Raw genomic sequence first — 22,465 nt, 5'->3', positions numbered from 1 at the left:
TTAGCTGTCCCGGGCAATAACGAAGCGAGCGGCTTCCTTCAAGGTTTCTGCCGTTGGGCCATACCCGTCCAGTGCGGCACAGGCCTGATCAGCAAGTTCACTGGCGCGGGTTCTGGCAGCATCCAAACCCAGAAGCGATACGAAAGTGGCCTTTCCCGCATCCGCATCTTTCTGAAGACGTTTGCCTGCCTTTGTCGCATCACCTTCAATATCAAGGATGTCGTCTGCAATCTGAAAAGCAAGACCAAGGGCTCGGGCATATTGGCGCAAGGGCTCTGGATCCGCTTTCGCCAGACGCGCACCCGCACAGGCGGACCATTCGATCAAAGCGCCCGTTTTGCCGCCCTGAAGCTGTGTTATCGCATTCAGCGTCAGAGGCTCAGAAGCGGTTTCCGCCGCGATATCAAGCGCCTGCCCCAAAACCATACCTTGCGCACCGCTTGCCCTGGCCAGTGTCAGTGCCAGATCAACGCGAACGCCTGCATCTCCAACCTCGGGCCGGGTACACAGCTCAAAGGCCAGTGTTTGCAGCGCGTCCCCGGCAAGTACAGCCGTGCCTTCATCCCATTTCACATGCACCGTGGGGCGTCCGCGCCGCAGATCGTCGTCATCCATGCAGGGCAGATCGTCGTGAACCAGCGAATAGGCGTGTAGGGCCTCGATCGCGGTCGCGGGCCAGATCGCGCGGGACTCGTCGATTTGGTGCAGGCGCGCACTTTCCAGAACCAGAAACCCGCGCAGCCGTTTACCGCCCCGGGTGGCGTAGGCCATTGCCCGTGTCACATCCAGATCGTCCAGCGCGCCCATTATCAGGTCAAAATGATCCTGAAGGCGCGCCGCGTCCTGCGCCAGTCTTTCCTGAAACATTTACTGACCTTCGACAGGTGTGGTCCCGGTCGGTTGGCCATTCGCGTCCAGAGTGATCGCGGCCACTTTTTCCTCGGCCCGCTTCAACTCGTCCTCGCAACGCTTTTTCAAAGCGGCCCCGCGTTCATACAGCGCAATCGACTGATCCAGCGCCACGTCGCCGCGCTCAAGCTGACCAACCACGGTCTCAAGCTCTTTCATGGCCTGCTCGAATGTCATCTGCTCAACTGGGGTATCGGTCATCGTGCTGCCTTTATCAGTTCTTCCACATGGGCGCGTGTCGCCTCGGCCAGTGCGTTCAGATCATACCCGCCCTCCAGAGTCGAGACGATACGGCCCTGACACACCTCATCGGCTATCCCGCACAGCTCTGCCGTGATCCAGGCGAAATCGCCAGTCGACCAGTTCAGATTGGCCAGCGGATCGTCCTGATGCGCATCGAACCCGGCCGAGATGATGATCAACTCCGGCCGGAATGCCCGCAGGCGCGGAAAGGCCTGCGTTTCATAGGCGGAACGCATCTCAGCCCCGCCGGTGCCCGGGGCCAGCGGGATGTTCAGAACGTTATCGTAAGCGCCTGTCTCGTCCGGGCGGCCGGATCCGGGCCATAAAGGCATCTGCTGGCTTGTGATCACAAGGGCCCGATCTTCATCCCACAGCAGGTCCTGCGTACCGTTGCCATGATGAACGTCGAAATCGACCACTGCGACCCGCTTTAGCCCGTGGTAATCCAGTGCGTGTTTCGCAGCAAGCGCCGCGTTGCCAAACAGGCAGAACCCCATGGCTTTCTCGGCTTCGGCATGGTGCCCCGGTGGGCGAATGGCACAAAAGGCGTTCGACGCTTCACCGCCCAAAACCAGATCAACAGCCCGCACCGCCGCACCCGCCGCGCGATAGGCCGCATCAAGTGAACCCGGTGACATGAAGGTGTCCCCGTCAATTTGCGCAAACCCGTCAGAAGGGCGCGACGATCTGATGTCGCGGATATGGTTTTCGGGATGAACACGCAGCAAATCATCGTCTGCCGCCAGCGGAGCGGTCACGCGCTTAAGATCCAGCCCTTCCAGCGCGTGCAGGATATGCTCCAGCCGCGCCACCTGTTCCGGATGACCCTGGGGTGTGACATGTCCAAGGCAATCGGCATGTGTCAAAAGGGCGGTTTTCATCGGGATCCCATCTTCATCTGGCTAAAAATATCCTCGCCGAAGGCATTAATCGCCGCGCAGCGGCTCATTCAATCGGGTGCCAGCATATAGCCTGCGCCCCGGACTGTCTGCAGATACCGGGGCTGTTTCGGGTCCTGTTCGATCTTCCGGCGCAGGCGGGTGATCTGCACGTCCACGGCACGTTCTTGCGCCTGTCCTTTATCCCGGCCCAGATCTTCCACCAGTTTTGCACGGCTGATCGGCTCGCCAGGTTGGGCCGAGAAAATTTTCATCAGCTGGCTTTCGGTTGCCGTCAGGCGGACCGGCATTTCGCCCTGCCACATTTCACCACGTTCAATGTCATACCGGATGGGACCAAGATGCAGGATCTTCGCCGCTGTTTCCTCGGCCGGGGTTTCCGGCATTCGGCGCAGGATCGCATTGATCCGCAGCAACAACTCTTTCGGCTCGAAAGGTTTGGCGAGATAATCATCCGCCCCGGCTTCAAGCCCTGCAATCCGATGCTCGGTCTCGCCCTTGGCGGTCAACAACAGGATCGGTGTCGTATGGGTGTCACGCAGTGATCTGGTCAGACTGACGCCATCTTCGCCCGGCATCATCACATCCATGACGATCATGTCGAAATCCAATCCCGACAGAACCCGCCGCGCATGGGCCGCATCCCGTGCCGCTGTCACCAGAAACCCGTTTCGCATCAGGAATTTCTTGAGCAGATCGCGAATGCGTTCGTCATCATCAACAATCAGCAGATGGGCATCCATTTCGCTCATGAACTCGTATCCCGCAATTTCGTATAGGCATGACGCATATCAGCATCCATCATTGCTTCAAGTACTTTGCGAAACCCGGCCACGGCCTCGGGACCGGCATCCTTGAAGGCTGCGCGCATTCTTGTTCGTTGCGCATCTGACAACGTGGCCTCCAACGTTTCGCCCTTTTCCGTCAGAAATAGGTGCCGTTCGCGTTTGTCCACGGTTCCGACCCGGCTTTCCACCAGACCATCCTCGATCAATGTCCGAAGAACCCTGTTCAGAGACTGTTTTGTAACCCCGAGGATCGCCAGCAAATTGTTCACCGTGGTGCCCGGCGCACGGTTGATAAAATGGATCGCGCGGTGATGGGCGCGGCCATAGGCCATCTCGGACAGGATACGATCAGGATCCGCGGTAAAGCCGCGATAGGCAAAGAACATGGCCTCGATCCCCTGCCGCAACTGTTCATCCGTCAAAAACAACAGGCTTTCGCCCCCATATCGCGGGGCTGGGCGGATTTCGGACATATCATGCCTCATTCGTTACTCGGGTTTGACTTTATGTCAGCGTTATTGACATTCCAAGGGCGGAGCGGTATCGAATCGCAGTTTTTGCGCAACATTGTGTCCGCATCGGACCTAAGTAGCGCAACAATCGGAAATTTAACCCGGTTCAGGAGGTTTCGCATGGCGGGGTATGATGATCGTGACGGTGTCATCTGGATGGATGGTAAGCTGGTGCCCTGGCGCGATGCCAATGTGCATATTCTGACCCACGCAATGCACTATGCCTCATCCGTGTTCGAGGGCGAACGGGCTTATAACGGCAAGATTTTCAAAAGCCGCGAACATTCCGAACGTCTTATCGCCAGCGCCGAGGCGCTGGACATGCCGATGCCTTACACCGTCGATCAGATTGAAGCGGCCAAGGAAGAGACCCTGAAAGCCAGTGGCCTTCAGGACGCCTATGTCCGCGCATTGGTCTGGCGCGGGTCTGGCGAAGACATGGGCGTGGCGTCGGCCCGCAACCCGGTACGGATGGCCATCGCGGTCTGGCCCTGGGGCGCCTATTACGGCGACGCCAAGATGCAGGGCGCAAAACTGGACATCGCCGAATGGAAACGCCCCAGCCCGGAAACCATCCCGGTCCACGCCAAGGCAGCGGGCCTTTACATGATCTGCACCATTTCCAAGCACAAGGCCGAAGCCAAGGGATGCTCGGACGCGCTGTTCATGGACTGGCGTGGTTACGTGGCCGAGGCAACAGGTGCCAACGTGTTCTTCGTCAAGGATGGAGAGGTTCACACCCCGCTGGCGGATTGCTTCCTGAACGGCATCACCCGTCAGACCGTCATTCAGATGCTGAAGGATAAAGGCATCACTGTGCATGAGCGGCGCATCAAGCCCGAAGAAATGGCTGATTTCGAACAGTGCTGGCTGACCGGAACCGCCGCCGAGGTCACTCCGGTCGGGCAAATCGGAGATTACACTTTCGAAGTCGGCGACCTGACCCGCGAAATCGCAGAAGATTACGAAAAACTGGTCCGCTCGTAATAACTTGCAAAACCCCGCTTCGGCGGGGTTTTTGTTGCAGATCGTGCAAATTGTCGTGCAAAGCGTTCCGTGATCTGGACGATCGGGTCAGTTCCCGTATCTTCACCGCATGTTGGATCTTCTCAGCGATATTCTCACCCGTCTGTCCCTGCGTGGCACGTTCTACTTCCGCACCTCGTTCACACCACCATTTGGTATTCAGGTGCCGGAATTCGAAAACGTCGCGCGGTTTCATTTTGTTCAACGGGGTGAGCTCAAGGTCCATGTCTCATCCACCGGAGAAACGTTGAGGCTGCGGCAGGGGGATCTGATCCTGATCCCTCATGGGGCGCCACATGCGTTGTTGTGTGCCGAGGTCAGGCCACCGGATGCGCTTCCTCTGGAACAGGTTCTTGAGATTGCCGGCTACAAGGGCGATGGCGTCCTTGTCTATGGCGGTGCAGACGAGGACCGGGACACGCAACTGATCTGCGGCCATTTTTCTTTCACCGGCCCAGCAGGGCGAAAAGGCACCGGGCATATGCTGATCGACCGCCTGCCACCCTACATCCTGATCGAGAATTATGGTGAAGAGGCCGGATCGTGGATGGAATCGACCCTGCGCATGATCGGATCCGAAGTGTCTGGGGCCCGTATTGGCGGCGATCTGATTGCGCTGAAGCTGTCCGAAGTTCTGTTTGCGCAGGCGATCCGAACCTATCTGGAACGGCAAAGCCCCCAGGACACCGCCCTTGCGGGCTTTGCGGATACGCGCATCTCACGCGCTTTGACGGCGTTCCACCAAGCGCCAGCGCAAGACTGGAGCGTTGCGGCACTGGCACGCGAATCCGGCATGTCGCGCACAGCCTTTTCTCAGTTGTTTGCCCAGAAGATGGGCACGACGCCGATGCAATACCTCACCGACTGGCGCATGCAGATTGCGTGCCATGGCCTTACAGAGGCACGATGGAACGTCGCAGATGCAGCAGCCGAAGTTGGATATGCCTCTGAGGCCGCGTTTTCCCGTGTTTTCAAGAAGCAGGTCGGCTTGTCACCAGCCGCATACAGGTCCATGCACTAATACGCCAAGAATTCTGTACGATCTGCAAGATTTTTGAAACGATCGAGAATTCAGCGTTCGGGTCAGGCTTTCTATCTTTCTTTCATCACTGATTGAAAAGAGGAAAATCTTATGTCCCTGCGTTTCGTTACCCGCTCTGTCCACGCGTATCTGGACTACCCGGTTGCCATTGCCCTGATGACACTGCCATTCCTGCTGGGATTGGGTCAATCCAGCCCGCTGGCGCTGTGGCTTTCGGTAGTCACCGGCGTCGCCGCCTTTGTCCTGACGGTTCTGACAGACCATCATCTGGGAATTTGGCGCGTTCTACCCTACAAATTTCACCTAGCTGTGGACCTGATTGTCGGCATCACCTTTCTGTTTGCACCCAGTGTACTGGGGTTTTCAGGATTGGATGCGGCGTTCTACTGGCTGAACGGTGCGGCTGTGGTTCTCGTCATCTCGCTCAGCGCGCCCGAGCAGGAAGTCGCTGCCTGAGCACTGTGCCTCAGCACTGGCAACTTTGTCCAAATACTACCGAAAAAGCTGAGCTGCCTGTTTTGGAAATCGGCGGCTCAGAGCAGAGAAGCGCGTCGACCGGTCGGGTGAATTTACTTGAAAAAGCTGACTGAATTCATCAGATTTATCCCAGCGCGGGGTGAGGTCACAGATGACAGACACGCTTGACGAAATCATAGCCCAACATGATGCGCTGGTTGCGTGCGGTTGCAGTTGTTGCGAAGGCGACTATTGCGCCTATGCCGACCGCCAGAACCGGGACACCGCAACCGCTGAAGAAGCCCGGGCACAAGGCACCGCCCATCAACGCAAGTCGTTGCGATATATCTTTGAAACTGTGCTTAGCGGCAGAGGATAGCAGCGCAGCAGTTTAGGCTGCGCTGTTGCAAGGTTCAGAAATCCACCCCGCGCTGGGCTTTGATTCCCGCCTGGAACGGATGCTTTTCTTCGGTCATTTCGGTGACCAGATCTGCATAATCACGTAACGCCTGCGGCGCGTCGCGGCCCGTCAGGAACACACTCGTCTTGTCCGAACGCGCGTTCAGCCCGTCTATCACCTGCTCGACCGAGAGATATTCATAGCGAAGCGCGATGTTGATCTCGTCCAGAACCACCAGATCGAATTCGCCACTTGCCATAAGGGCGCAAGCCTTGTCGAAGGCGGCATTGGCGGCTGCAATGTCGCGTTCGCGGTCTTGTGTATCCCAGGTAAACCCCTCACCCATCGTATTCCAGGTGACCAGATCGCGTTCTTCGAAGAAACGGCGCTCGCCGGTTTTCCACTTGCCCTTGATGAACTGCACCACGGCGACCTTCTGACCCCAACCAAGCGCGCGGATGACCACACCAAAGGCCGCCGATGACTTACCTTTGCCTTTGCCGGTATTGATCAGAACAAGGCCGCGTTCGGGATCAACAGCCTCGGACACCTTCTTGCGGTGCTGGGCCTGCACCTTTTGCATCTTTTCCTTGTGATCCTGCGCGTCGCTCATTGGGGAACCTCTTTGATTGTCCGGCCCAACCTAGGGAAAGAATGCAAAAGGTAAAGTCACGCTTTGGGGTCCGTGACAGAACGCGCCTTGCCACGCTCCAGCCCAAGCTGGTGTTCGCGCCAGATCACAACAACATTGCCTGCGATCACCAATGCGGCCCCGATCAGGATCGCAACGGTAGGCAATTCATCAAACACGAAATAACCGATCACAATCGCAAAGAGCATTGTTGCATAGTCATAAGGTGCCAGCATCGATGCCTGTCCAAAGCGATACGAGGACGTGACCAAAATCTGCGCTACTCCGCCAATTAACCCCATGGTGATCAGTATTAGAGCCTGAGACAGAGTTGGCATTGTCCATCCCCAGATGGCCGTCAGGGCTGATAGCAGCGTCGCTGTCAGCGAGAAATAGAACACGATTGCAGCAGGGTGATCGACCTTGACCAGTTGTCGGATGTGGATCTGCACGAAAGCCCGGGCAAAGGTCGCAACCAGTACACACAGCGCCCCGATGGTCGCAGCCGTTTCCATCTGAGTGGTGCCAAGTCGGGGCCAGATCATGATCATCACGCCCAGCAACCCAAGTGCCACGGCACCGATGCGAATCATACGAATGCGCTCACCCAGCATCACTGCGGCCAAAATCAGGGTGAAAATCGGTGTGGCGTAACCGATTGCAGTGACTTCGGGCAGCGGCAGCAGGCTAAGGCCGGTGAATGTCAGCCCCATGGCGCTGGTGCCCAGAACACCGCGCCAGAAATGACCCATGGGTTTCTTGACGACAAAGCCTTGCGCCAGCTCTCGGCGCGCGATCAGCCACAGAATGATGACCGGAATAGCAAACAGGGACCGGAAGAACACCAGTTGGCCCGGCGGGAATTCGTCAGATAAGGCTTTGACCAGCGCCGACATCGACGTGAAAAGGAACAGCGCGCCAAGCTTCAGCGCCACAGCCAGCAAAGGTCGATGCGATGTTAAGGGTTTTGTCATCGGCGCGACCCTGCGCCTTTGCAGAAAAAAGATCAACGGGGTGGATCAGGTGATGGTCCACGAGTTCGGGATCGATGCGCCGATTTCCGCTGCAAAATCCTCAAGGAACTGAAACATTCGGCCCACCCTCGCCTGCGCAATCTGTTTGCCGGCATCCGTCAGCATATCGTCCGGCAGGGTCAGCAGTTTGACCTTCCAGTGATCAATCGAATACCGCAGATCGTCCAGCGGGCGCGCCTCTGCGAATGGGTCAGCCGGATCATAAAGGACACGACCCAAAGCACCCGATACAGAAAATGTGCGCGCAATCCCGATGGCCCCCAAGGCGTCAAGGCGATCCGCATCCCGTAGGATCCGGGCCTCGAGCGTTTCGGGTGGGATGTTGGCCGAGAAGCTATGGGCCGCTATCGCATGTTGCGCGGCCTGAACCTGATCGCCGGAAAAGCCCAATTTTGCCAGAATAGGCCCTGATTCAGCCGCTGACTGGCGTGAGGCAAACAGTCGGTTCGGGTCATTCTTGGGTAGGTTGACCAGATCATGAAGATAACAGGCTGCCAACAGGACGGGGATGTCCGCCTGAGCGTCTGCAATGGCCTGAGCATTGGTCCAAACACGATCCAGATGGGCCAGGTCATGGGCCGGATCAGTTTCCATACGTTGCGCGACAACGGCACGCAAACGCGCGCGCAGATCAGCCGATCCGTCCACGGTTTTCTCCGATCTGACCACGGTGCAGCAGTAGGTGGTCCAGGATGACACAGGCCATCATCGCCTCACCGACAGGGACAGCGCGGATGCCAACACAGGGGTCATGACGGCCTTTTGTGATGATCTCGGTCTCTTCACCGGATTTTGTAATGGTTTTGCGGGTGGTCAGGATCGAAGAGGTTGGCTTGACCGCAAAGCGCACGACAATGTCCTGTCCGGTCGAGATGCCGCCCAGAATCCCGCCTGCGTGGTTTGAACTGTATTGCGGGCCATCCTGACCCATGAAGATTTCGTCGGCATTGGCTTCGCCAGTCAGTTCGGCGGCAGCCATGCCTTCGCCGATCTCGACTCCCTTGACGGCGTTGATCGACATCATCGCGGCCGCAAGATCAGTGTCTAACTTGGCGTAAATCGGTGCCCCAAGCCCTGCCGGGACACCGCGTGCCACAACCTCGACCACGGCACCGACCGAGTTGCCGGATTTGCGCAGGTCATCCAGATAGGTCGCCCAATCCCCGGCCGCCTGTTCATCAGGCGCCCAGAACGGGTTCTGTTCAATCTGCGCCCAGTCGAATTTGGCGCGGTCGATCTTGTGCGGACCGATCTGGGTCATGTAGCCGGTGATCTGCACATTCGGCGCAATCTGCCGGATGGCCTCGCGCGCCAGTCCACCCGCGGCCACGCGCGACGCGGTTTCCCGGGCTGAACTGCGCCCACCCCCGCGATAATCGCGGATGCCGTATTTCTGCCAGTAGGTGATATCGGCATGGCCCGGACGGAACTTGTCCATGATGTCGCCGTAGTCTTTCGAGCGCTGATCGGTGTTTTCGATCATCAGTTGCACGGGCGTGCCTGTAGTTTGGCCTTCGAACACGCCAGAAAGGATCTTGACCTGATCCGGTTCGCGCCGCTGCGTTGTGAACTTGTTTTGCCCCGGTTTGCGCTTGTCCAGCCAGTGCTGGATCATCGCCTCGTCAATCGCAACGCCCGGCGGGCAACCGTCGACAGTGGCGCCCAAGGCGGGCCCATGGCTTTCACCCCAGGTGGTGACGCGGAAAAGATGGCCAAAGCTGTTCATCGACATGGGGCGTGCTCCTTTGCGGATCGTGATTAGCGGGCAAGGCCCCCGGCCTCAAGCGGATTTGGCCGTTGACGGTTTGAGCGCCGCCCGTCGGGCGGCGATTTTGAGTATTTTCGAAAAGATGAAGATTAGGCGGCCTGTGCGACTTTCGCACGGGTTTCCGAGATCATCAGCGCGGCCTGAGCCGCTTCGCGCCCTTTTTGTACGAAATGGTCGCGGTAGATCGCATTGTGATGATTGGTTTCCTGATATTGGTGCGGGGTCAGCGAGACCGAAAGGACAGGAACCCCTGTATCAAGCCCGGCGCGCATCAGGCCATCGACCACGGCCTGCGCAACGAAGTCGTGCCTGTAGATGCCGCCATCAACGACAAAGGCAGCGCAGGCGACGGCGGCATAGCGCCCGCTCCGGGCCAGATCACGGGCCAGCAGGGGCATCTCGAACGCGCCGGGAACGTCGTAGACATCGACTTGTTCCGAGGGGACGAGTTCGAGGAAGCCGTCGAGCGCGCGGTCAACAATATCGGAATGCCAGTTGGCTTTGACAAAAGCATAGCGGGTGTGTGTCATCATGATCTCCTTTCAGTTTGGTGGCCTGCTGGCAGTCGCGAGAACCGGTTCCCACTTTTCGCTGCCAGCCCGGCATGACACGTCACCCAAGGCGATCACGAGCAGGCGCGCCGTATTACCGGCGCGGCTTGCGCGTTCTCTTTCATCCGGACTTTGACCGTCGGCTCTGGTATCTCACCAGATCTGCTGACACCCCGAAAGCCGGGGCCGCTCGCGGGCTTACGGGCCGTGGCCCGCATACCGCCGGTGGGGAATTCCACCCCGCCCTGAGAACGAGGCGGACCTTGCCAAGAACTGTCCGACGCTGCAAGAGATTTGACAGGAGGACATTCATGCACCCTAACCCCGTTTTTCGCGCCGAGGATCGTGCGCGTCATGTTGAATTCGCCCGCGACCGGGCGTTTGGCGTTCTGGCACTCTCTGCGGAAGAGGGCCCGTTATTAAGTCATGTCCCGTTTTTGTTGTCCGAAGACGGATCAATGGCTGACCTGCATCTTGTGCGCTCGAACCCTATCGTGCGTGCGCTGCACGAACCGCAGCGCGCAAAGATCGCGGTGCAGGGACCGGATGCATATATTTCGCCCGATTGGTACGGTGTCGAAGATCAGGTGCCGACATGGAATTATGTCGCCGTGCACCTGATCGGGAAGCTTGAGCTACGCCCGCAGGACGAGTTACGTGACGTACTTGACCGCCAATCTGCGTTCTACGAAAAGCGGCTGCTGCCCAAGGCCCCTTGGGTCACGGGAAAAATGTCCTCGGACGCGCTGAACAAGATGATGCGCATGATCGTTCCGTGCCGCATGCAGGTTGAAGATATTCAGGGCACGTGGAAGCTTGGTCAAAACAAACCCGAAGGTGCGCGAAATGCTGCCGCTGATCAGGTATCCTCTGGCTTTGGCAGTGAAATCGCCCGGCTGGGCGCCTTGATGCACAAGGCTTAACCAGCATCAGGCGCCGGGTTTACTGAGGGCTGAAGGTCGCCAGATAAGCGGCAATATCGTCTGCACCGGTCTTGAGTTTGACGCTCATGTTCGGACGGGCAGTTTCGTCATCCAGAAAATCCTGGATGAAGCCGATCGGATCCTGCGCATAAGCAACGATGTTTTCCTCGGTCCAGACCAGACCCGCTTCGCCGGCACGGATCATGTCATCCGTGAACATGCCGATCGGCAGGCGCTCGCTGCCATAGCGATAATCGTTTTCGGACCCGGCCACGCGACCGACGACGCCATACAGATTCGGGCCGGTGATTCCACCTTTGACCAGAACTTCACCATCCTTGATGATCGCATGACACGAAGAACAACGGTTATATATTGCCTCACCTTTCGCGGGGTCGCCCGCGGCAAGGGTCTGAGAGGGCAGGGCCAATGTGCACAAGGCAGCGGCCAGAATGATCTTTGACATTGGGGTCTCCTTGCAGGAGTTCGCACGCCTTTTGCGCTGTCCTTTATTCGCGCGGAAAGTGCAACAGGTGAGGCGCGTGCAATTTGTAATTTAAATCATTTATTTAGCGAGTATGTTTTTGCTGAAAACAATCCCCGTTTCGAAGTCTTGATTATGTACCTTTTGGGCGCAAATCAGCGGCACCCAGGACAGACTTCAAATACCCAACCCGGGTTGCGGAAGGCGGGGTGCGAAAGCGAATCAATGACGCATGAATCGAACTTGCCAACAAAGTCGCACGCGAGATTCACCAAAAAACACTCTCCGCAGCTGCTGGAAACGACACATGCGGCGTATTGCGCGTTTATGAACGCTGGACGAACACTATTCTCCCCGATAGTAAGCGCGGTTAAGACACCGCATTCGTGCGGTGCGCGAGCTATTTGCCCGTCCGCGGGCGCCAGACAATCGGAGATAACCTCGTGTCCCACGCAGAAGACCACGAAGGCACCCGCAGAGATTTCCTGTACTACGTCGCTGGCGGCGCAGGTGTCGTTGCAACGGGTGCAGCCGTATGGCCCCTGATCAACCAAATGAACCCATCGGCAGACGTTCAGGCGCTGTCCTCGATCCGTGTGGATGTGAGCGGTGTTGAGCCGGGTACGCAGCTGACCGTCAAATGGTTGGGAAAACCCGTCTTTGTCCGTCACCGCACCGGTGCCGAGATTCAGGAAGCTCAGAAACAGGACGCCGAAGGTGTTGATGCGCTGCCCGATCCGCTGGCTCGCAACTTTAACCTGAGCGCCGATGCTCCTGCGACCGACGCAAACCGTGTGATGCCGTCGCCGGAAGGCGAAGCGCCGGGTGCATGGGTCGTCCAGATGGGTGTTTGCACCCACCTCGGCTGTGTGCCTCTGGGTGATGCAGGCGACTTCGGTGGCTGGTTCTGCCCCTGCCACGGTTCACACTACGACCTTGCCGGTCGTATCCGCAAAGGCCCCGCGCCTGAGAACCTGCCCATTCCGCCCGCAGAGTGGGTGGACAACGGCACAATCAAACTCGGCTAAGGGAGACCCAAACTTATGTCCGGAATTCCCCACGATCATTACGAGCCGAAGACAAACGGCGAGAAATGGCTGAACAGCCGCCTGCCGATTGTTGGCCTGCTGTATGACACCCTCATGATCCCGACCCCCAAGAACCTGAACTGGTGGTGGATCTGGGGCATCGTTCTGGCGTTCTGCCTGGCGCTGCAAATTGTCACCGGTATCATTCTGGTGATGCACTATACGCCGCATGTCGACATGGCATTTGCCAGCATCGAACACATCATGCGCAACGTAAATGGCGGTTACTTCATCCGCTACCTGCACATGAACGGCGCATCGCTGTTCTTTGTTGCGGTCTACATCCACATCTTCCGCGGCTTGTTCTATGGCTCATACAAAGCCCCGCGCGAGATCACGTGGATCGTCGGCATGCTGATCTACCTGATGATGATGGGCACGGCCTTCATGGGCTATGTTCTGCCATGGGGTCAGATGTCCTTCTGGGGTGCGACTGTGATCACCGGTCTGTTTGGTGCCATTCCGTTTGTGGGTGACGCGATCCAGACCTGGCTGCTGGGCGGACCCGCGGTGGACAACGCCACGCTGAACCGCTTCTTCTCGCTGCATTACCTGCTGCCGTTCATCATCGCAGCTTTGGTCGTGGTACACATCTGGGCCTTCCACACCACGGGCAACAACAACCCCACAGGTGTTGAAGTGCGTCGCGGCTCGAAGGACGAGGCGAAGAAAGACACGCTGCCGTTCTGGCCGTATTTCGTGATCAAGGACCTGTTCGCGCTGGCCGTGATCCTGGTCGTGTTCTGGGCCGTTGTCGGTTTCATGCCGAACTATCTGGGCCACCCGGACAACTATATCGAAGCCAACCCGCTGGCGACACCCGCACATATCGTGCCTGAATGGTACTTCCTGCCGTTCTACGCGATCCTGCGTGCCTTTACCGGTGAAGTCTGGGTTGTTCAGTTCGCCAGCTTCATCACCGGTGGTATCGTTGACGCCAAGTTCTTCGGTGTTCTGGCGATGTTTGGTGCGATCCTGGCCATGGCGCTGGCGCCCTGGCTGGACACGTCGAGCGTGCGTTCGGGCAAGTACCGTCCGATGTTGAAATGGTGGTTCTACCTGCTGATCATCGACTTCTTCGCCCTGATGTGGCTGGGTGCGATGCCTGCGGAAGAACCCTATGCGACCTTCTCGCTGATCGCATCGGCCTACTGGTTCGCCTATTTCTTCGTGATCCTGCCGATCCTTGGTGTGATCGAGAAACCTCTGGCCCAGCCCGAGACCATCGAAGAAGACTTCAACGCGCATTATGGCAAGGCTGACGCCGACGCCACGCCGGCCGAGTAAGAAGAGGGACCGGAAACATGTTCAAGAAACTTGCAATCGGCGCCGCGTTTGCTCTGGCCCTGACCCCTGCTGCTTCCATTGCAGCAGGTGGTGGTGAGCAGCATATCGAAGATTTCGCCTTCTCGTTCGAAGGCCCGTTCGGCACCTGGGATCAGCATCAGCTGCAACGCGGCCTGCAGATCTATACCGAGGTCTGCGCGGCTTGCCACGGTCTGCAATATGTGCCGCTGCGCGATCTGGAAGCGCTGGGTTACTCGGAAGAAGAAGTCATCGCATACGCTGCTGGCAACTTCGAAGTCTTCGACCCCGAGCTGGACGATTTCCGCCCGGCGATTCCCACCGATCACTTCCCGGCCAATACCGGCGTCGGCGCTCCGGACCTTAGCTTGATGGCAAAGGCACGTGCTGGCTTCCACGGGCCTTATGGTCTGGGCATCAACCAGCTGGTCAAAGGCATGGGTGGCCCGGAATACATCGCCTCGCTGCTACACGGCTACACTGGCCACGAAAAAGAAGAAGCGGGTGCAGTGCTCTACGAAAACACCGCCTTCCCCGGCGGCTGGATTTCGATGGCGCCTCCGCTGGCTGACGAGCAGGTCGAGTTCGCGGACGGGCACTCGAACACGGTTGAGCATATGGCCGAGGACGTTGCCGCATTCCTGATGTGGGCGGCCGAGCCAAAGCTGACAGACCGCAAGAACGCAGGCTTTGTCGGTGTCATCTTCCTGACCGTTCTGTCGGTGCTGCTGTACCTGGTCAACAAGCGCCTCTGGGCACCGCACAAGGGCAAACTCCGCAAGGAAGATTGATCCGATCCGTCCTACCGGATTTTACTAATTCAGCCCCCGCGCCGTCAGGTTGCGGGGGTTTTCTTTTTCCAAGCCTCCATCAGCGCGCGCTTATTTGACCGAAATAAGCGCCGGGTCAATGGATTGGACAGCTTCACAGGCGCACATCAGCCACAACGGCTGATCAACTGCCGTTTGTCTGAAACACGGAGTCACGACAATGAAACTTCCTATTCTTTTTGCCTCAATTCTATTTGCAACGCCGGTATTGGCACTGGATCTCGCACCCGATGCCGAGCTTGGAAAATCCGAAGCCGAAATTCGGCAAACTCTGACAGGCATGGGATTCGATGTCCGCAAAATCGAGACGGAAGACGGCAAGATCGAAGCCTATGTCGTCAAGGATGGTAAACTGGCCGAGGTTTACGTTGATCCCGCAAGCGGTAAAGTCGTCAAGATTGAGGATCAGTAACCAGAATGTCTGAAACAGAATTGATGCATCGTGGGCGCACAGGCGCCCACGACGTTCAGGTCTGGGATCCTTTGGTCCGGCTGGTTCACTGGGTCGTAGTCTTGTGCGTTCTGATCAATGCGGGGATATCAAATCCCGAGGGCGCGTTCCACGAATATGTGGGCTATGTCGTGCTGGCTTTGGTCTTGTTGCGGTTGCTTTGGGGGTTAACGGGTCCGGCTTTTGCTAGGTTTGCAGCCTTCCCTTTCAGCCCCCGTTCGGCACTCAACCACCTGCGCGACATGGGGCGTGGTGACCAAAGCGTGCACCTTTCACACAACCCTCTGGGGGCCTTAATGGTCTATAACCTCTGGGCGACACTGCTGGCTTTGTGTGTGACAGGGTTCATGATGGGGACAGTTCGGTTCTTTGGCATCGAATGGGTCGAAGATCTGCACGAACTGGCCTTCAACTGGCTGATGCTGTCTGTTCTGCTGCATGTTGCCGGGGTTGTCATTGATCAGAGGCGAACAGGTGTCGCTTTGGCAAAAGCTATGATAACAGGGCGGAAGAATATACCTGAGGATTGGTCAACCAAATGATCAAATGGATCAGCAGCCATTGGCGGCCCGGAGATGCAGACGCTCACCGGGCTGTACTTATGTCGATAATGATCGTTGTTCAGGTACTTTGCGTAGTGTTTTACCTTGGCGACGTCGCTCTGGATTTGAAGGAAGGCGAGGGGCCTTCTCATGTAAGTCTTGAGGCTTTTGTCGCATTTGTTCTGCTTGCCGGAGTTGTTTTTTTCATGATTGAACTTCGACGCCTGCTGGCAAGGGTGGAACAGACCAAGCTTGGCCTACAGGCCGCGCAGGGTGAAATGAACGTCGTCATCAACACGTTCTTCGACCGTTGGGGGCTTACCGCTGCCGAGCGTGACGTGGGGCTCTTGGTTCTGAAAGGGCTGGATAACGAAAACATCGCGCGCATCCGGGGGCGGGCCGTAGGAACTGTGCGCGCGCAGACCGCCTCGATCTATGCCAAAGCCGGGGTTGACGGGCGTGCGCAGCTGATAAGCGTATTCATGGAAGAATTGCTTGTCGCAGATGGCGAGGCTGCGGACCTTCAGACAACCAAACTGTGATCATTCGTCCCAATGGCTCGGGCGGTTACGATCTGGCCTTCGGGCTGAGGTGCATTGAACGTAACTTCGGTGAATTGTTCCGTCCGCCCCATATGCGGGTTCTCCATCAGGATCCGGTGGGTTTTACCGATCTGTTCTGACAGGTGTTTCCTGACCTGAACGTCCCCGGCCGCACGCAGACGGGCGGCGCGATCCTTGATTACATTGCCGTTCACCTGCTGCGGGATACGGGCTGCTGGGGTGCCTTCGCGTTTCGAATATGGGAAGACATGCAGCCAGGTCAGATCGCAATCGGTAACCAGTTTCAGCGAGTTCTCGAAATGCGCTGCGGTCTCGGTCGGGAAACCTGCGATGATGTCGGCACCAAAGGTCATGTCGGGGCGCAGTTTCCGGGCCTCTTCGGTAAACCGGATGGCATCGTCGCGCAGGTGGCGACGCTTCATGCGCTTCAGGATCAGATTGTCACCATGCTGAAGCGACAGGTGCAGATGCGGCATCAGGCGTGGTTCGGTTGCGATGGCCTGCATCAGGTTTTCGTCCACTTCGATCGAGTCGATCGAACTGATCCTCAGGCGAGCCAAATCCGGCACTAGCTTCAGGATGCGCATCACCAGATCGCCCAGTTTGGGCTGCGCAGGCAGATCGGCCCCCCATGAGGTTAGGTCAACGCCGGTCAGCACCACCTCATGATAGCCCCGATCCACCAGCCGCTTGACCTGATCCACCACGACACCGGCAGGCACGCTGCGCGAATTGCCCCGACCGTAGGGAATGATGCAGAAGGTGCAGCGATGGTCGCACCCGTTCTGGACCTGCACATAAGCGCGTGAGCGTGTGCCGAACCCGTCGATCAGGTGCCCGGCCGTTTCGGTGACAGACATGATGTCATCGACCTGAACGGTCTCGGTCTCGCCGATAAAGTCGGCGGCCATGCCTTTCCAGGTTTCTGGCCGCATCTTTTCCGTGTTGCCGATCACCGCATCGACCTCGGCCATCTGCGCAAAGGTGTCGGGTTCTGTCTGAGCGGCGCACCCGGTGACAATCAGCCGGGCGTTCGGATTTTCACGGCGAAGTTTCCGGATCTCCTGTCGCGCTTTGCGCACAGCCTCAGCTGTGACGGCGCAGGTGTTTATCACCACGGCATCCGTCAGTCCGGCTTGTTGCGACAGCTCTTTCATCGCCTCGGTTTCATAGGCGTTCAGGCGGCAACCCAATGTGGTGAATTTAGGCGGGTTCATCCCAGCGTACCTAAGAACTCGGGCGACAACGTGCCCGAGAAGACGTGACAGGTTGACCCGGTCATCCAGACACCATTCTCGCGCCAGTCAACCCACAGGGTTCCCCCATCAAGATCAATCTGCACCTTTCGCCCCGTCAGCCCACGCCGCGCCGCAGCCACCGCGGTTGCACAGGATGACGACCCTGATGCCAGGGTGATGCCCACGCCCCGTTCCCACACCCGCATGCGGATGTGATCCGGACCCACAACCTGAGCTACCTGCACATTGGTGCGCGCAGGATACAAAGGATGGTGTTCATAGCGCGCGCCGAACTCGGCCAACGGAATCGCCTCGGCGTTTTCAACAAAGAACGTGCAGTGCGGATTGCCCATACCCGTCGCTGTCGGGGCGCCCTCGATGGGCAGTTCCAGCGTGTCCATCTCTTCAGCCAGCGGAATTTCGTGCCATTCCAACTGAGGAAGACCCATATTGACCGAGGTCAGCCCATCACCTGCGTCCTGCGCAAAAAGTGTTCCACGTTCGGTTGTCAACGTCAGCTGGGTTTTGCCCGTCTCATCCATCAACATTCGTGCGATGCATCTTGTGGCGTTGCCACACGCCGCCGAAGTTGATCCATCCGAATTGTAAAACACCAGATGCGCGTCCGCCGCACCGTTTTCGATTACGGCCAGCTGATCGAATCCCACACCAAAATGCCGATGCCCGATTCCTCGAGCCAGAGCCGGGGTAATCGAAACATCCTGCATGCGCGCGTCAACGACGACGAAGTCATTTCCCAGCCCATGCATCTTAACAAAGGGCAATCCGGTATCGAGTTTCTGTTGCATGGCGGCGATATAGCGTCGGTCGGAACATGAATCCACCCTGTCGCGTCGAATCGTGAAAAAAGGGGTTGACCCCCCTGCGCCACCTGCCTAAGTAGGCCGCCTATCGGGTCGCCGGAAACACAGGTTGTTTCAGCGAAACGAGGCGCAAATTAAGGGCTTGAATCCGGTTGGGAAATTGCCGTAAAGAGCGCCACGGATCAACAAGATCCAATAAAAGAGTGGGCCGTTAGCTCAGTTGGTAGAGCAACTGACTTTTAATCAGTGGGTCGCAGGTTCGAATCCTGCACGGCTCACCACTTTTTTCCTTGCATTCAAAGGCATTAATGGATTCAAGCGAAGCGCTTTTCGATGCGAAGCTTCTTAGGATCAATAGACGCCATCAATATCATACACGTGCATCGACATAAGCTAAAATAGATGATTTGGGCTTAGAAGGTCGGCCTTGAGATGAGGTCATAAACCTTGAAACCTACCCAAGAAAGCGAGTTGAGCGAATTCAAGATAATGGAAGAACTGGTGCCGCTGAAGGGACTCGAACCCCCGACCCCATCATTACGAATGACGTGCTCTACCAGCTGAGCTACAGCGGCGCCTTGAGTCATCCGGAACTGGTCTCTGCCGGATGAGATGGCTCATTTAAACTGTCAACCTGAAGCCTGCAAGACCAGTTGTGTCCGTTCGGGCCTTTCCTCTCTTTTCACCAGATGTTGTCGGCGAGGTATTGGGCCAATGATCAATCCATTGGGGCGAGCTTCCAGTTTGTGAAATTTTTGTAACGACGCAAAAGTCGTTTTGACTCCATAACTATAATTCCATAATTCATGAAATATGACAACAGAAGTAATCGATCAACTGGCCATCCTTGGCCACCCACAACGTATCACCGTGTTTCGCATGTTGATGCGACGGTATCCCGACGCCGTTCCGGCGGGGGAACTGGCGTCGGAACTGGGGATCAAGTCCAGCACCTTGTCGAACTATCTCAACGCGTTGCTGCGATCCGGGCTGGTCAAGCAGGAACGCTCCGGGACATCACTGCTCTATTCGGTTGAAATGAAGAACGTGCAGCACATGTTCGATTTCCTGCTCGTGGATTGCTGCCGTGGCCGACCCGATCTTTGCATGCCCTTAGCCAAAGGACGTGAAACCATGGCTGACCGAAAATTCAACGTGTTATTCATTTGCGTGGGTAATTCTGCCCGGTCGATCTTTGCCGAATCCCTTTTGCGGGATATCGGCGGGGATCGGTTCACTGTCTATTCGGCCGGCATACGGCCGTTTTCCGAACTCAACCCGTTTGCAATTCAGGTTCTGCAAGACAAGGGGCACGATACTTCGGCGCTCCGCTCAAAGAATGTATCCGAGTTCTCGGGGCGGGACGCGCCTGAAATGGATTTCGTCTTTACGGTCTGCAATCAGGCTGCGAACGAAGAATGCCCCGCCTGGGAAAGCCAGCCAATCAGCGGTCACTGGGGCATGGCAGATCCGGTCAAGGCAGAAGGTACCGATGCCGAAAAAAGCCTGGCCTTTCAAAACGCGTACGGCGCGCTGAAGCGTCGGATTCAAGCCTTTACATCACTGCCGGTTGAAAGCCTGGACCGGATCGCACTGCAATCCGCCGTTGATGAAATCGCGCGGTCGCCACTTGAGGATGCACCATGACGACTTACGCTTTGAACGGCCTTGGCCGAATGGGGAAACTGGCCCTGAAGCCCTTGTTGGAACAGGGCGCAAGTATCGCCTGGATCAACGATTCTGTCGGCGATCCCCAGATGCACGCGCATTTGTTGGAGTTCGACACCGTGCATGGACGATGGGATGCAGAATTCGGCTTTGATGCCGACAGCATCACCGTGAACGAAACCCGCCTGCCGTTCATTGGCACCAAAGACCTGAGCGCGCTGCCTCTGGACGGTGTTGACGTGGTGATCGACTGTACGGGCGTGTTCAAGACCGAGGCCAAGCTGGCCCCCTATTTTGATGCCGGGGTGAAGAAGGTCGTCGTCTCGGCTCCGGTCAAGGACGGCCCGACAGCCAATATCGTCATGGGTGTAAATGACGGAACCTACGACCCCGCGGCGCATAGGATCGTGACGGCGGCCTCGTGCACGACAAATTGCCTGGCACCAGTGGTCAAGGTGATCCACGAGAATCTAGGGATTCGCCACGGGTCGATGACCACGATCCATGACGTGACCAACACGCAAACGATCGTTGATCGGCCCGCAAAAGACTTGCGGCGCGCACGGTCGGCCCTCAACTCACTGATCCCGACCACGACCGGCTCGGCCACGGCCATCACTCTGATCTATCCGGAACTCAAAGGTCGTTTGAACGGCCATGCGGTTCGGGTGCCGTTGCTGAACGCCTCGCTCACCGATTGCGTGTTCGAGGTTGAGCGTGAAACCACGGTTGAAGAGGTCAACACTTTCTTCAAAGCCGCTGCCGAGGGCGAACTGAAGGGCATTCTGGGCTATGAGACGCGCCCGCTGGTGTCCACCGATTACACCAATGACAAACGCTCCTCGATCATCGATGCGCCCTCGACCATGGTGATAAACGGGACGCAGGTGAAGATCTATGCGTGGTACGACAATGAGATGGGCTATGCACATCGGCTGGTGGATGTCGCGCTGATGGTCGGAGCATCATTGTGACGCAACGCACCGAAGGACTGTCGGCCTATATCGCGGTCACGGCGGCCTATTGGGCCTTCATGCTGACCGACGGGGCGCTCAGGATGCTGGTGCTGCTGCACTTTCACACCATGGGCTTCACGCCGGTTCAGCTGGCCTATCTGTTCGTGCTTTATGAGATCGCAGGGATCGTCACAAACCTGGCCGCAGGCTGGATTGCCGCCCGGTTCGGGTTAACTTCCACCCTTTATGCGGGATTGGGGCTGCAGGTGGTGGCGTTGCTTGCCATGACGCAGCTTGATCCGCACTGGACCGTTACCGCCTCGGTCAGCTTTGTGATGATGGTGCAGGGGGCAAGCGGAGTGGCCAAGGATCTGGCCAAGATGTCGTCGAAATCATCTGTCAAGCTGCTGGCCCCGGCCGAGGGCGGCGGGTTGTTTCGGTGGGTCGCTGTGCTGACCGGATCAAAAAATGCCGTCAAAGGGCTGGGTTTCCTGTTGGGCGCGGCCATGCTGGCCACGTTGGGATTCATGGCGGCAATCCTGGTCATGGCGGCGGTTTTGGCACTGATCCTGTTTGCAGTTTTCCTGTTCATGCCAGCGGGCCTGCCGAAGGGGCGAAAAGGGGCAAAATTCTCGGAAGTATTGTCAAAATCCGCCAATGTGAACTGGCTATCCGCAGCGCGTGTCTTTCTGTTCGGCGCGCGCGATGTCTGGTTCGTGGTCGGCATTCCGGTCTATTTCTACACCGTCCTGTCGGATGGCACCGACGACGGCAACCGTGCCGCGTTCTTCATGATCGGAACATTCATGGCGCTGTGGGTCATCCTCTATGGCGCAGTGCAGGCCTACGCGCCAAAGATCCTTCGTGCGGCGGATCGAACCGAAGGCGATTTGATCCGCGCGGCGCGCAGTTGGGCGAGTGCCCTTTTCTGCGTTCCCGCGGCTCTAACATTGGCCGTATCGCTGTCACATGGGCCTGAAACCTGGCTGACCATAACGCTTGTGGCTGGGCTGCTGATCTTCGGAGCAATATTTGCGGTGAATTCATCGCTGCATTCCTATCTGATTTTGGCCTTCACCCGGTCCGAACGTGTGACAATGGATGTCGGATTTTATTACATGGCAAATGCAACAGGCCGGCTGATCGGCACGGTTCTGTCCGGCCTGACCTATCAGATCGGAGGATTGTCCCTGGTTCTCGGGACCGCGACCGTGATGGTTGCCCTTGCTGCGCTGACTTCAGGCAAACTGACGGACCAAACCTCCGAAGCACTGACGTGACCGTTTTTGAACGATACCTCTCAGTCTGAATCGCCCTCGCCATGATTGGTGGCG

At 57.5% G+C, this 22,465-nt stretch carries 27 protein-coding genes, 2 tRNA genes and 1 riboswitch; of the genes, 15 read left to right on the top strand and 14 right to left on the bottom strand.

The genetic code is table 11. The features are described 5' to 3' along the window. The 5 genes from ACR0AP_RS12095 to ACR0AP_RS12075 all read right to left on the bottom strand — a co-directional run bounded on the left by ACR0AP_RS12095 (nt 1) and on the right by ACR0AP_RS12075 (nt 3,312). The gene (locus tag ACR0AP_RS12095) at nt 1-867 is read right to left on the bottom strand and encodes a polyprenyl synthetase family protein (RefSeq protein ID WP_480506927.1); all 867 of its coding nucleotides are present in this window, start codon (nt 865-867) and stop codon (nt 1-3) included. Continuing rightward, on the bottom strand, nt 868-1,110 hold the full coding sequence (locus ACR0AP_RS12090; RefSeq protein WP_267363166.1) for an exodeoxyribonuclease VII small subunit: 243 nt from the start codon (nt 1,108-1,110) through the stop codon (nt 868-870). Next, complete coding sequence (locus tag ACR0AP_RS12085) at nt 1,107-2,033, bottom strand: histone deacetylase family protein (RefSeq protein WP_480506926.1); 927 nt, start codon at nt 2,031-2,033, stop codon at nt 1,107-1,109. The genes ACR0AP_RS12090 and ACR0AP_RS12085 overlap by 4 nt, the downstream gene beginning before the upstream one ends. Nucleotides 2,034-2,101: 68 nt before the next feature. Then, complete coding sequence (locus ACR0AP_RS12080) at nt 2,102-2,803, bottom strand: response regulator (RefSeq protein WP_209506983.1); 702 nt, start codon at nt 2,801-2,803, stop codon at nt 2,102-2,104. After that, complete coding sequence (locus tag ACR0AP_RS12075; protein ID WP_209598920.1) at nt 2,800-3,312, bottom strand: MarR family winged helix-turn-helix transcriptional regulator; 513 nt, start codon at nt 3,310-3,312, stop codon at nt 2,800-2,802. The genes ACR0AP_RS12080 and ACR0AP_RS12075 overlap by 4 nt, the downstream gene beginning before the upstream one ends. A 159-nt stretch (nt 3,313-3,471) precedes the next feature. Here ACR0AP_RS12075 and ACR0AP_RS12070 point away from each other — a divergent pair, with 159 nt between their 5' ends. The 4 genes from ACR0AP_RS12070 to ACR0AP_RS12055 all read left to right on the top strand — a co-directional run bounded on the left by ACR0AP_RS12070 (nt 3,472) and on the right by ACR0AP_RS12055 (nt 6,254). Further along, the gene (locus tag ACR0AP_RS12070) at nt 3,472-4,338 is read left to right on the top strand and encodes a branched-chain amino acid aminotransferase (RefSeq protein WP_480506925.1); all 867 of its coding nucleotides are present in this window, start codon (nt 3,472-3,474) and stop codon (nt 4,336-4,338) included. Between the two features lie 109 nt (nt 4,339-4,447). Then, the gene (locus tag ACR0AP_RS12065; protein ID WP_480487834.1) at nt 4,448-5,398 is read left to right on the top strand and encodes an AraC family transcriptional regulator; all 951 of its coding nucleotides are present in this window, start codon (nt 4,448-4,450) and stop codon (nt 5,396-5,398) included. Nucleotides 5,399-5,509: 111 nt separating this feature from the next. Then, nucleotides 5,510-5,875, top strand: a complete 366-nt coding sequence (locus ACR0AP_RS12060) for an SPW repeat domain-containing protein (RefSeq protein ID WP_480506924.1) — start codon at nt 5,510-5,512, stop codon at nt 5,873-5,875. Nucleotides 5,876-6,047: 172 nt separating this feature from the next. Then, nucleotides 6,048-6,254, top strand: coding sequence for a hypothetical protein (locus tag ACR0AP_RS12055; RefSeq protein WP_480506923.1), 207 nt, complete (start codon nt 6,048-6,050; stop codon nt 6,252-6,254). Between the two features lie 34 nt (nt 6,255-6,288). Here ACR0AP_RS12055 and cobO read toward each other — a convergent pair whose 3' ends face one another. The 5 genes from cobO to ACR0AP_RS12030 all read right to left on the bottom strand — a co-directional run bounded on the left by cobO (nt 6,289) and on the right by ACR0AP_RS12030 (nt 10,238). Continuing rightward, nucleotides 6,289-6,888: a cob(I)yrinic acid a,c-diamide adenosyltransferase gene (gene cobO, locus ACR0AP_RS12050; RefSeq protein ID WP_480506922.1), complete on the bottom strand. Its 600-nt coding sequence runs from the start codon at nt 6,886-6,888 to the stop codon at nt 6,289-6,291. 56 nt (nt 6,889-6,944) lie between these two features. Then, nucleotides 6,945-7,880 (bottom strand): DMT family transporter, encoded by a 936-nt coding sequence (locus ACR0AP_RS12045; RefSeq protein WP_480506921.1) that lies wholly within the window; start codon nt 7,878-7,880, stop codon nt 6,945-6,947. Nucleotides 7,881-7,925: 45 nt separating this feature from the next. Then, nucleotides 7,926-8,588, bottom strand: coding sequence for an HD domain-containing protein (locus ACR0AP_RS12040; RefSeq protein WP_480506920.1), 663 nt, complete (start codon nt 8,586-8,588; stop codon nt 7,926-7,928). After that, nucleotides 8,572-9,672: a chorismate synthase gene (aroC, locus tag ACR0AP_RS12035; protein WP_480506919.1), complete on the bottom strand. Its 1,101-nt coding sequence runs from the start codon at nt 9,670-9,672 to the stop codon at nt 8,572-8,574. Before aroC ends, ACR0AP_RS12040 begins: the two co-directional genes overlap by 17 nt. A 125-nt stretch (nt 9,673-9,797) precedes the next feature. Continuing rightward, nucleotides 9,798-10,238, bottom strand: a complete 441-nt coding sequence (locus ACR0AP_RS12030) for a 6,7-dimethyl-8-ribityllumazine synthase (protein ID WP_480506918.1) — start codon at nt 10,236-10,238, stop codon at nt 9,798-9,800. Between the two features lie 130 nt (nt 10,239-10,368). Beyond that, nucleotides 10,369-10,516: riboswitch (FMN riboswitch) on the bottom strand. 54 nt (nt 10,517-10,570) lie between these two features. Here ACR0AP_RS12030 and ACR0AP_RS12025 point away from each other — a divergent pair. After that, nucleotides 10,571-11,182, top strand: coding sequence for an FMN-binding negative transcriptional regulator (locus ACR0AP_RS12025; protein ID WP_480506917.1), 612 nt, complete (start codon nt 10,571-10,573; stop codon nt 11,180-11,182). Nucleotides 11,183-11,201: 19 nt separating this feature from the next. Here ACR0AP_RS12025 and ACR0AP_RS12020 read toward each other — a convergent pair whose 3' ends face one another. Then, nucleotides 11,202-11,648 carry a c-type cytochrome gene (locus ACR0AP_RS12020; RefSeq protein WP_480506916.1) on the bottom strand — a complete coding sequence of 149 codons (447 nt, stop codon included), beginning with the start codon at nt 11,646-11,648 and terminating at the stop codon, nt 11,202-11,204. Between the two features lie 461 nt (nt 11,649-12,109). Here ACR0AP_RS12020 and petA point away from each other — a divergent pair, with 461 nt between their 5' ends. From petA to ACR0AP_RS11990, 6 genes are all read left to right on the top strand, one after another. Then, the gene (gene petA, locus ACR0AP_RS12015; protein WP_267363183.1) at nt 12,110-12,694 is read left to right on the top strand and encodes a ubiquinol-cytochrome c reductase iron-sulfur subunit; all 585 of its coding nucleotides are present in this window, start codon (nt 12,110-12,112) and stop codon (nt 12,692-12,694) included. A 15-nt stretch (nt 12,695-12,709) separates the two neighbouring features. Next, nucleotides 12,710-14,041 carry a cytochrome b gene (gene petB, locus ACR0AP_RS12010; protein WP_267363184.1) on the top strand — a complete coding sequence of 444 codons (1,332 nt, stop codon included), beginning with the start codon at nt 12,710-12,712 and terminating at the stop codon, nt 14,039-14,041. A gap of 17 nt (nt 14,042-14,058) precedes the next feature. Continuing rightward, the gene (locus ACR0AP_RS12005; protein WP_480482771.1) at nt 14,059-14,850 is read left to right on the top strand and encodes a cytochrome c1; all 792 of its coding nucleotides are present in this window, start codon (nt 14,059-14,061) and stop codon (nt 14,848-14,850) included. 199 nt (nt 14,851-15,049) lie between these two features. Beyond that, nucleotides 15,050-15,301, top strand: a complete 252-nt coding sequence (locus ACR0AP_RS12000; protein WP_480506915.1) for a PepSY domain-containing protein — start codon at nt 15,050-15,052, stop codon at nt 15,299-15,301. A 5-nt stretch (nt 15,302-15,306) separates the two neighbouring features. Next, nucleotides 15,307-15,882, top strand: a complete 576-nt coding sequence (locus ACR0AP_RS11995; RefSeq protein ID WP_480482775.1) for a cytochrome b/b6 domain-containing protein — start codon at nt 15,307-15,309, stop codon at nt 15,880-15,882. Continuing rightward, nucleotides 15,879-16,424 (top strand): helix-turn-helix transcriptional regulator, encoded by a 546-nt coding sequence (locus ACR0AP_RS11990; protein ID WP_480506914.1) that lies wholly within the window; start codon nt 15,879-15,881, stop codon nt 16,422-16,424. Before ACR0AP_RS11995 ends, ACR0AP_RS11990 begins: the two co-directional genes overlap by 4 nt. Here ACR0AP_RS11990 and mtaB read toward each other — a convergent pair. Together mtaB and dapF are read right to left on the bottom strand one after the other, a co-directional pair. Then, complete coding sequence (gene mtaB / locus ACR0AP_RS11985) at nt 16,406-17,662, bottom strand: tRNA (N(6)-L-threonylcarbamoyladenosine(37)-C(2))-methylthiotransferase MtaB (protein WP_480506913.1); 1,257 nt, start codon at nt 17,660-17,662, stop codon at nt 16,406-16,408. The genes ACR0AP_RS11990 and mtaB overlap by 19 nt on opposite strands. Further along, nucleotides 17,659-18,492: a diaminopimelate epimerase gene (dapF, locus tag ACR0AP_RS11980; RefSeq protein ID WP_480506912.1), complete on the bottom strand. Its 834-nt coding sequence runs from the start codon at nt 18,490-18,492 to the stop codon at nt 17,659-17,661. Before dapF ends, mtaB begins: the two co-directional genes overlap by 4 nt. A 220-nt stretch (nt 18,493-18,712) precedes the next feature. Between dapF and ACR0AP_RS11975 the strand changes: the two genes are divergently transcribed. Then, nucleotides 18,713-18,788: transfer RNA gene (locus tag ACR0AP_RS11975), tRNA-Lys, on the top strand. 218 nt (nt 18,789-19,006) lie between these two features. On the opposite strand, the gene ACR0AP_RS11970 is transcribed toward ACR0AP_RS11975, so the two are convergent. Next, nucleotides 19,007-19,082, bottom strand: a tRNA-Thr gene (locus ACR0AP_RS11970). Nucleotides 19,083-19,320: 238 nt separating this feature from the next. Here ACR0AP_RS11970 and ACR0AP_RS11965 point away from each other — a divergent pair. Genes ACR0AP_RS11965 through arsJ form a run of 3 tightly spaced genes read left to right on the top strand, consistent with a single transcriptional unit; the run spans nt 19,321 to nt 22,411 of the window. Continuing rightward, complete coding sequence (locus tag ACR0AP_RS11965) at nt 19,321-20,154, top strand: arsenate reductase/protein-tyrosine-phosphatase family protein (RefSeq protein ID WP_480506911.1); 834 nt, start codon at nt 19,321-19,323, stop codon at nt 20,152-20,154. After that, nucleotides 20,151-21,149, top strand: a complete 999-nt coding sequence (locus tag ACR0AP_RS11960) for an ArsJ-associated glyceraldehyde-3-phosphate dehydrogenase (protein WP_480506910.1) — start codon at nt 20,151-20,153, stop codon at nt 21,147-21,149. The genes ACR0AP_RS11965 and ACR0AP_RS11960 overlap by 4 nt, the downstream gene beginning before the upstream one ends. Continuing rightward, the gene (gene arsJ, locus ACR0AP_RS11955) at nt 21,146-22,411 is read left to right on the top strand and encodes an organoarsenical effux MFS transporter ArsJ (RefSeq protein WP_480506909.1); all 1,266 of its coding nucleotides are present in this window, start codon (nt 21,146-21,148) and stop codon (nt 22,409-22,411) included. The genes ACR0AP_RS11960 and arsJ overlap by 4 nt, the downstream gene beginning before the upstream one ends. The last annotated feature ends 54 nt before the right edge of the window (nt 22,412-22,465 follow it).

The sequence above is a fragment of the Ruegeria sp. AF7 genome, from assembly GCF_056541885.1.
Note: the sequence above shows the minus strand (reverse complement) of the source record. Positions and strands in the feature narration are given on the sequence as shown.

What these genes read in the sequence shown, in the direction of transcription:
- ACR0AP_RS12095 (WP_480506927.1), bottom strand. Translation starts at nt 867, where the DNA reads ATGTTTCAGGAAAGACTGGCGCAGGACGCGGCGCGCCTTCAGGATCAT.
- ACR0AP_RS12090 (WP_267363166.1), bottom strand. Translation starts at nt 1,110, where the DNA reads ATGACCGATACCCCAGTTGAGCAGATGACATTCGAGCAGGCCATGAAA.
- ACR0AP_RS12085 (WP_480506926.1), bottom strand. Translation starts at nt 2,033, where the DNA reads ATGAAAACCGCCCTTTTGACACATGCCGATTGCCTTGGACATGTCACA.
- ACR0AP_RS12080 (WP_209506983.1), bottom strand. Translation starts at nt 2,803, where the DNA reads ATGAGCGAAATGGATGCCCATCTGCTGATTGTTGATGATGACGAACGC.
- ACR0AP_RS12075 (WP_209598920.1), bottom strand. Translation starts at nt 3,312, where the DNA reads ATGTCCGAAATCCGCCCAGCCCCGCGATATGGGGGCGAAAGCCTGTTG.
- ACR0AP_RS12070 (WP_480506925.1), top strand. Translation starts at nt 3,472, where the DNA reads ATGGCGGGGTATGATGATCGTGACGGTGTCATCTGGATGGATGGTAAG.
- ACR0AP_RS12065 (WP_480487834.1), top strand. Translation starts at nt 4,448, where the DNA reads ATGTTGGATCTTCTCAGCGATATTCTCACCCGTCTGTCCCTGCGTGGC.
- ACR0AP_RS12060 (WP_480506924.1), top strand. Translation starts at nt 5,510, where the DNA reads ATGTCCCTGCGTTTCGTTACCCGCTCTGTCCACGCGTATCTGGACTAC.
- ACR0AP_RS12055 (WP_480506923.1), top strand. Translation starts at nt 6,048, where the DNA reads ATGACAGACACGCTTGACGAAATCATAGCCCAACATGATGCGCTGGTT.
- cobO (WP_480506922.1), bottom strand. Translation starts at nt 6,888, where the DNA reads ATGAGCGACGCGCAGGATCACAAGGAAAAGATGCAAAAGGTGCAGGCC.
- ACR0AP_RS12045 (WP_480506921.1), bottom strand. Translation starts at nt 7,880, where the DNA reads ATGACAAAACCCTTAACATCGCATCGACCTTTGCTGGCTGTGGCGCTG.
- aroC (WP_480506919.1), bottom strand. Translation starts at nt 9,672, where the DNA reads ATGTCGATGAACAGCTTTGGCCATCTTTTCCGCGTCACCACCTGGGGT.
- ACR0AP_RS12030 (WP_480506918.1), bottom strand. Translation starts at nt 10,238, where the DNA reads ATGACACACACCCGCTATGCTTTTGTCAAAGCCAACTGGCATTCCGAT.
- ACR0AP_RS12025 (WP_480506917.1), top strand. Translation starts at nt 10,571, where the DNA reads ATGCACCCTAACCCCGTTTTTCGCGCCGAGGATCGTGCGCGTCATGTT.
- ACR0AP_RS12020 (WP_480506916.1), bottom strand. Translation starts at nt 11,648, where the DNA reads ATGTCAAAGATCATTCTGGCCGCTGCCTTGTGCACATTGGCCCTGCCC.
- petB (WP_267363184.1), top strand. Translation starts at nt 12,710, where the DNA reads ATGTCCGGAATTCCCCACGATCATTACGAGCCGAAGACAAACGGCGAG.
- ACR0AP_RS12005 (WP_480482771.1), top strand. Translation starts at nt 14,059, where the DNA reads ATGTTCAAGAAACTTGCAATCGGCGCCGCGTTTGCTCTGGCCCTGACC.
- ACR0AP_RS12000 (WP_480506915.1), top strand. Translation starts at nt 15,050, where the DNA reads ATGAAACTTCCTATTCTTTTTGCCTCAATTCTATTTGCAACGCCGGTA.
- ACR0AP_RS11995 (WP_480482775.1), top strand. Translation starts at nt 15,307, where the DNA reads ATGTCTGAAACAGAATTGATGCATCGTGGGCGCACAGGCGCCCACGAC.
- ACR0AP_RS11990 (WP_480506914.1), top strand. Translation starts at nt 15,879, where the DNA reads ATGATCAAATGGATCAGCAGCCATTGGCGGCCCGGAGATGCAGACGCT.
- mtaB (WP_480506913.1), bottom strand. Translation starts at nt 17,662, where the DNA reads ATGAACCCGCCTAAATTCACCACATTGGGTTGCCGCCTGAACGCCTAT.
- dapF (WP_480506912.1), bottom strand. Translation starts at nt 18,492, where the DNA reads ATGCAACAGAAACTCGATACCGGATTGCCCTTTGTTAAGATGCATGGG.
- ACR0AP_RS11965 (WP_480506911.1), top strand. Translation starts at nt 19,321, where the DNA reads ATGACAACAGAAGTAATCGATCAACTGGCCATCCTTGGCCACCCACAA.
- ACR0AP_RS11960 (WP_480506910.1), top strand. Translation starts at nt 20,151, where the DNA reads ATGACGACTTACGCTTTGAACGGCCTTGGCCGAATGGGGAAACTGGCC.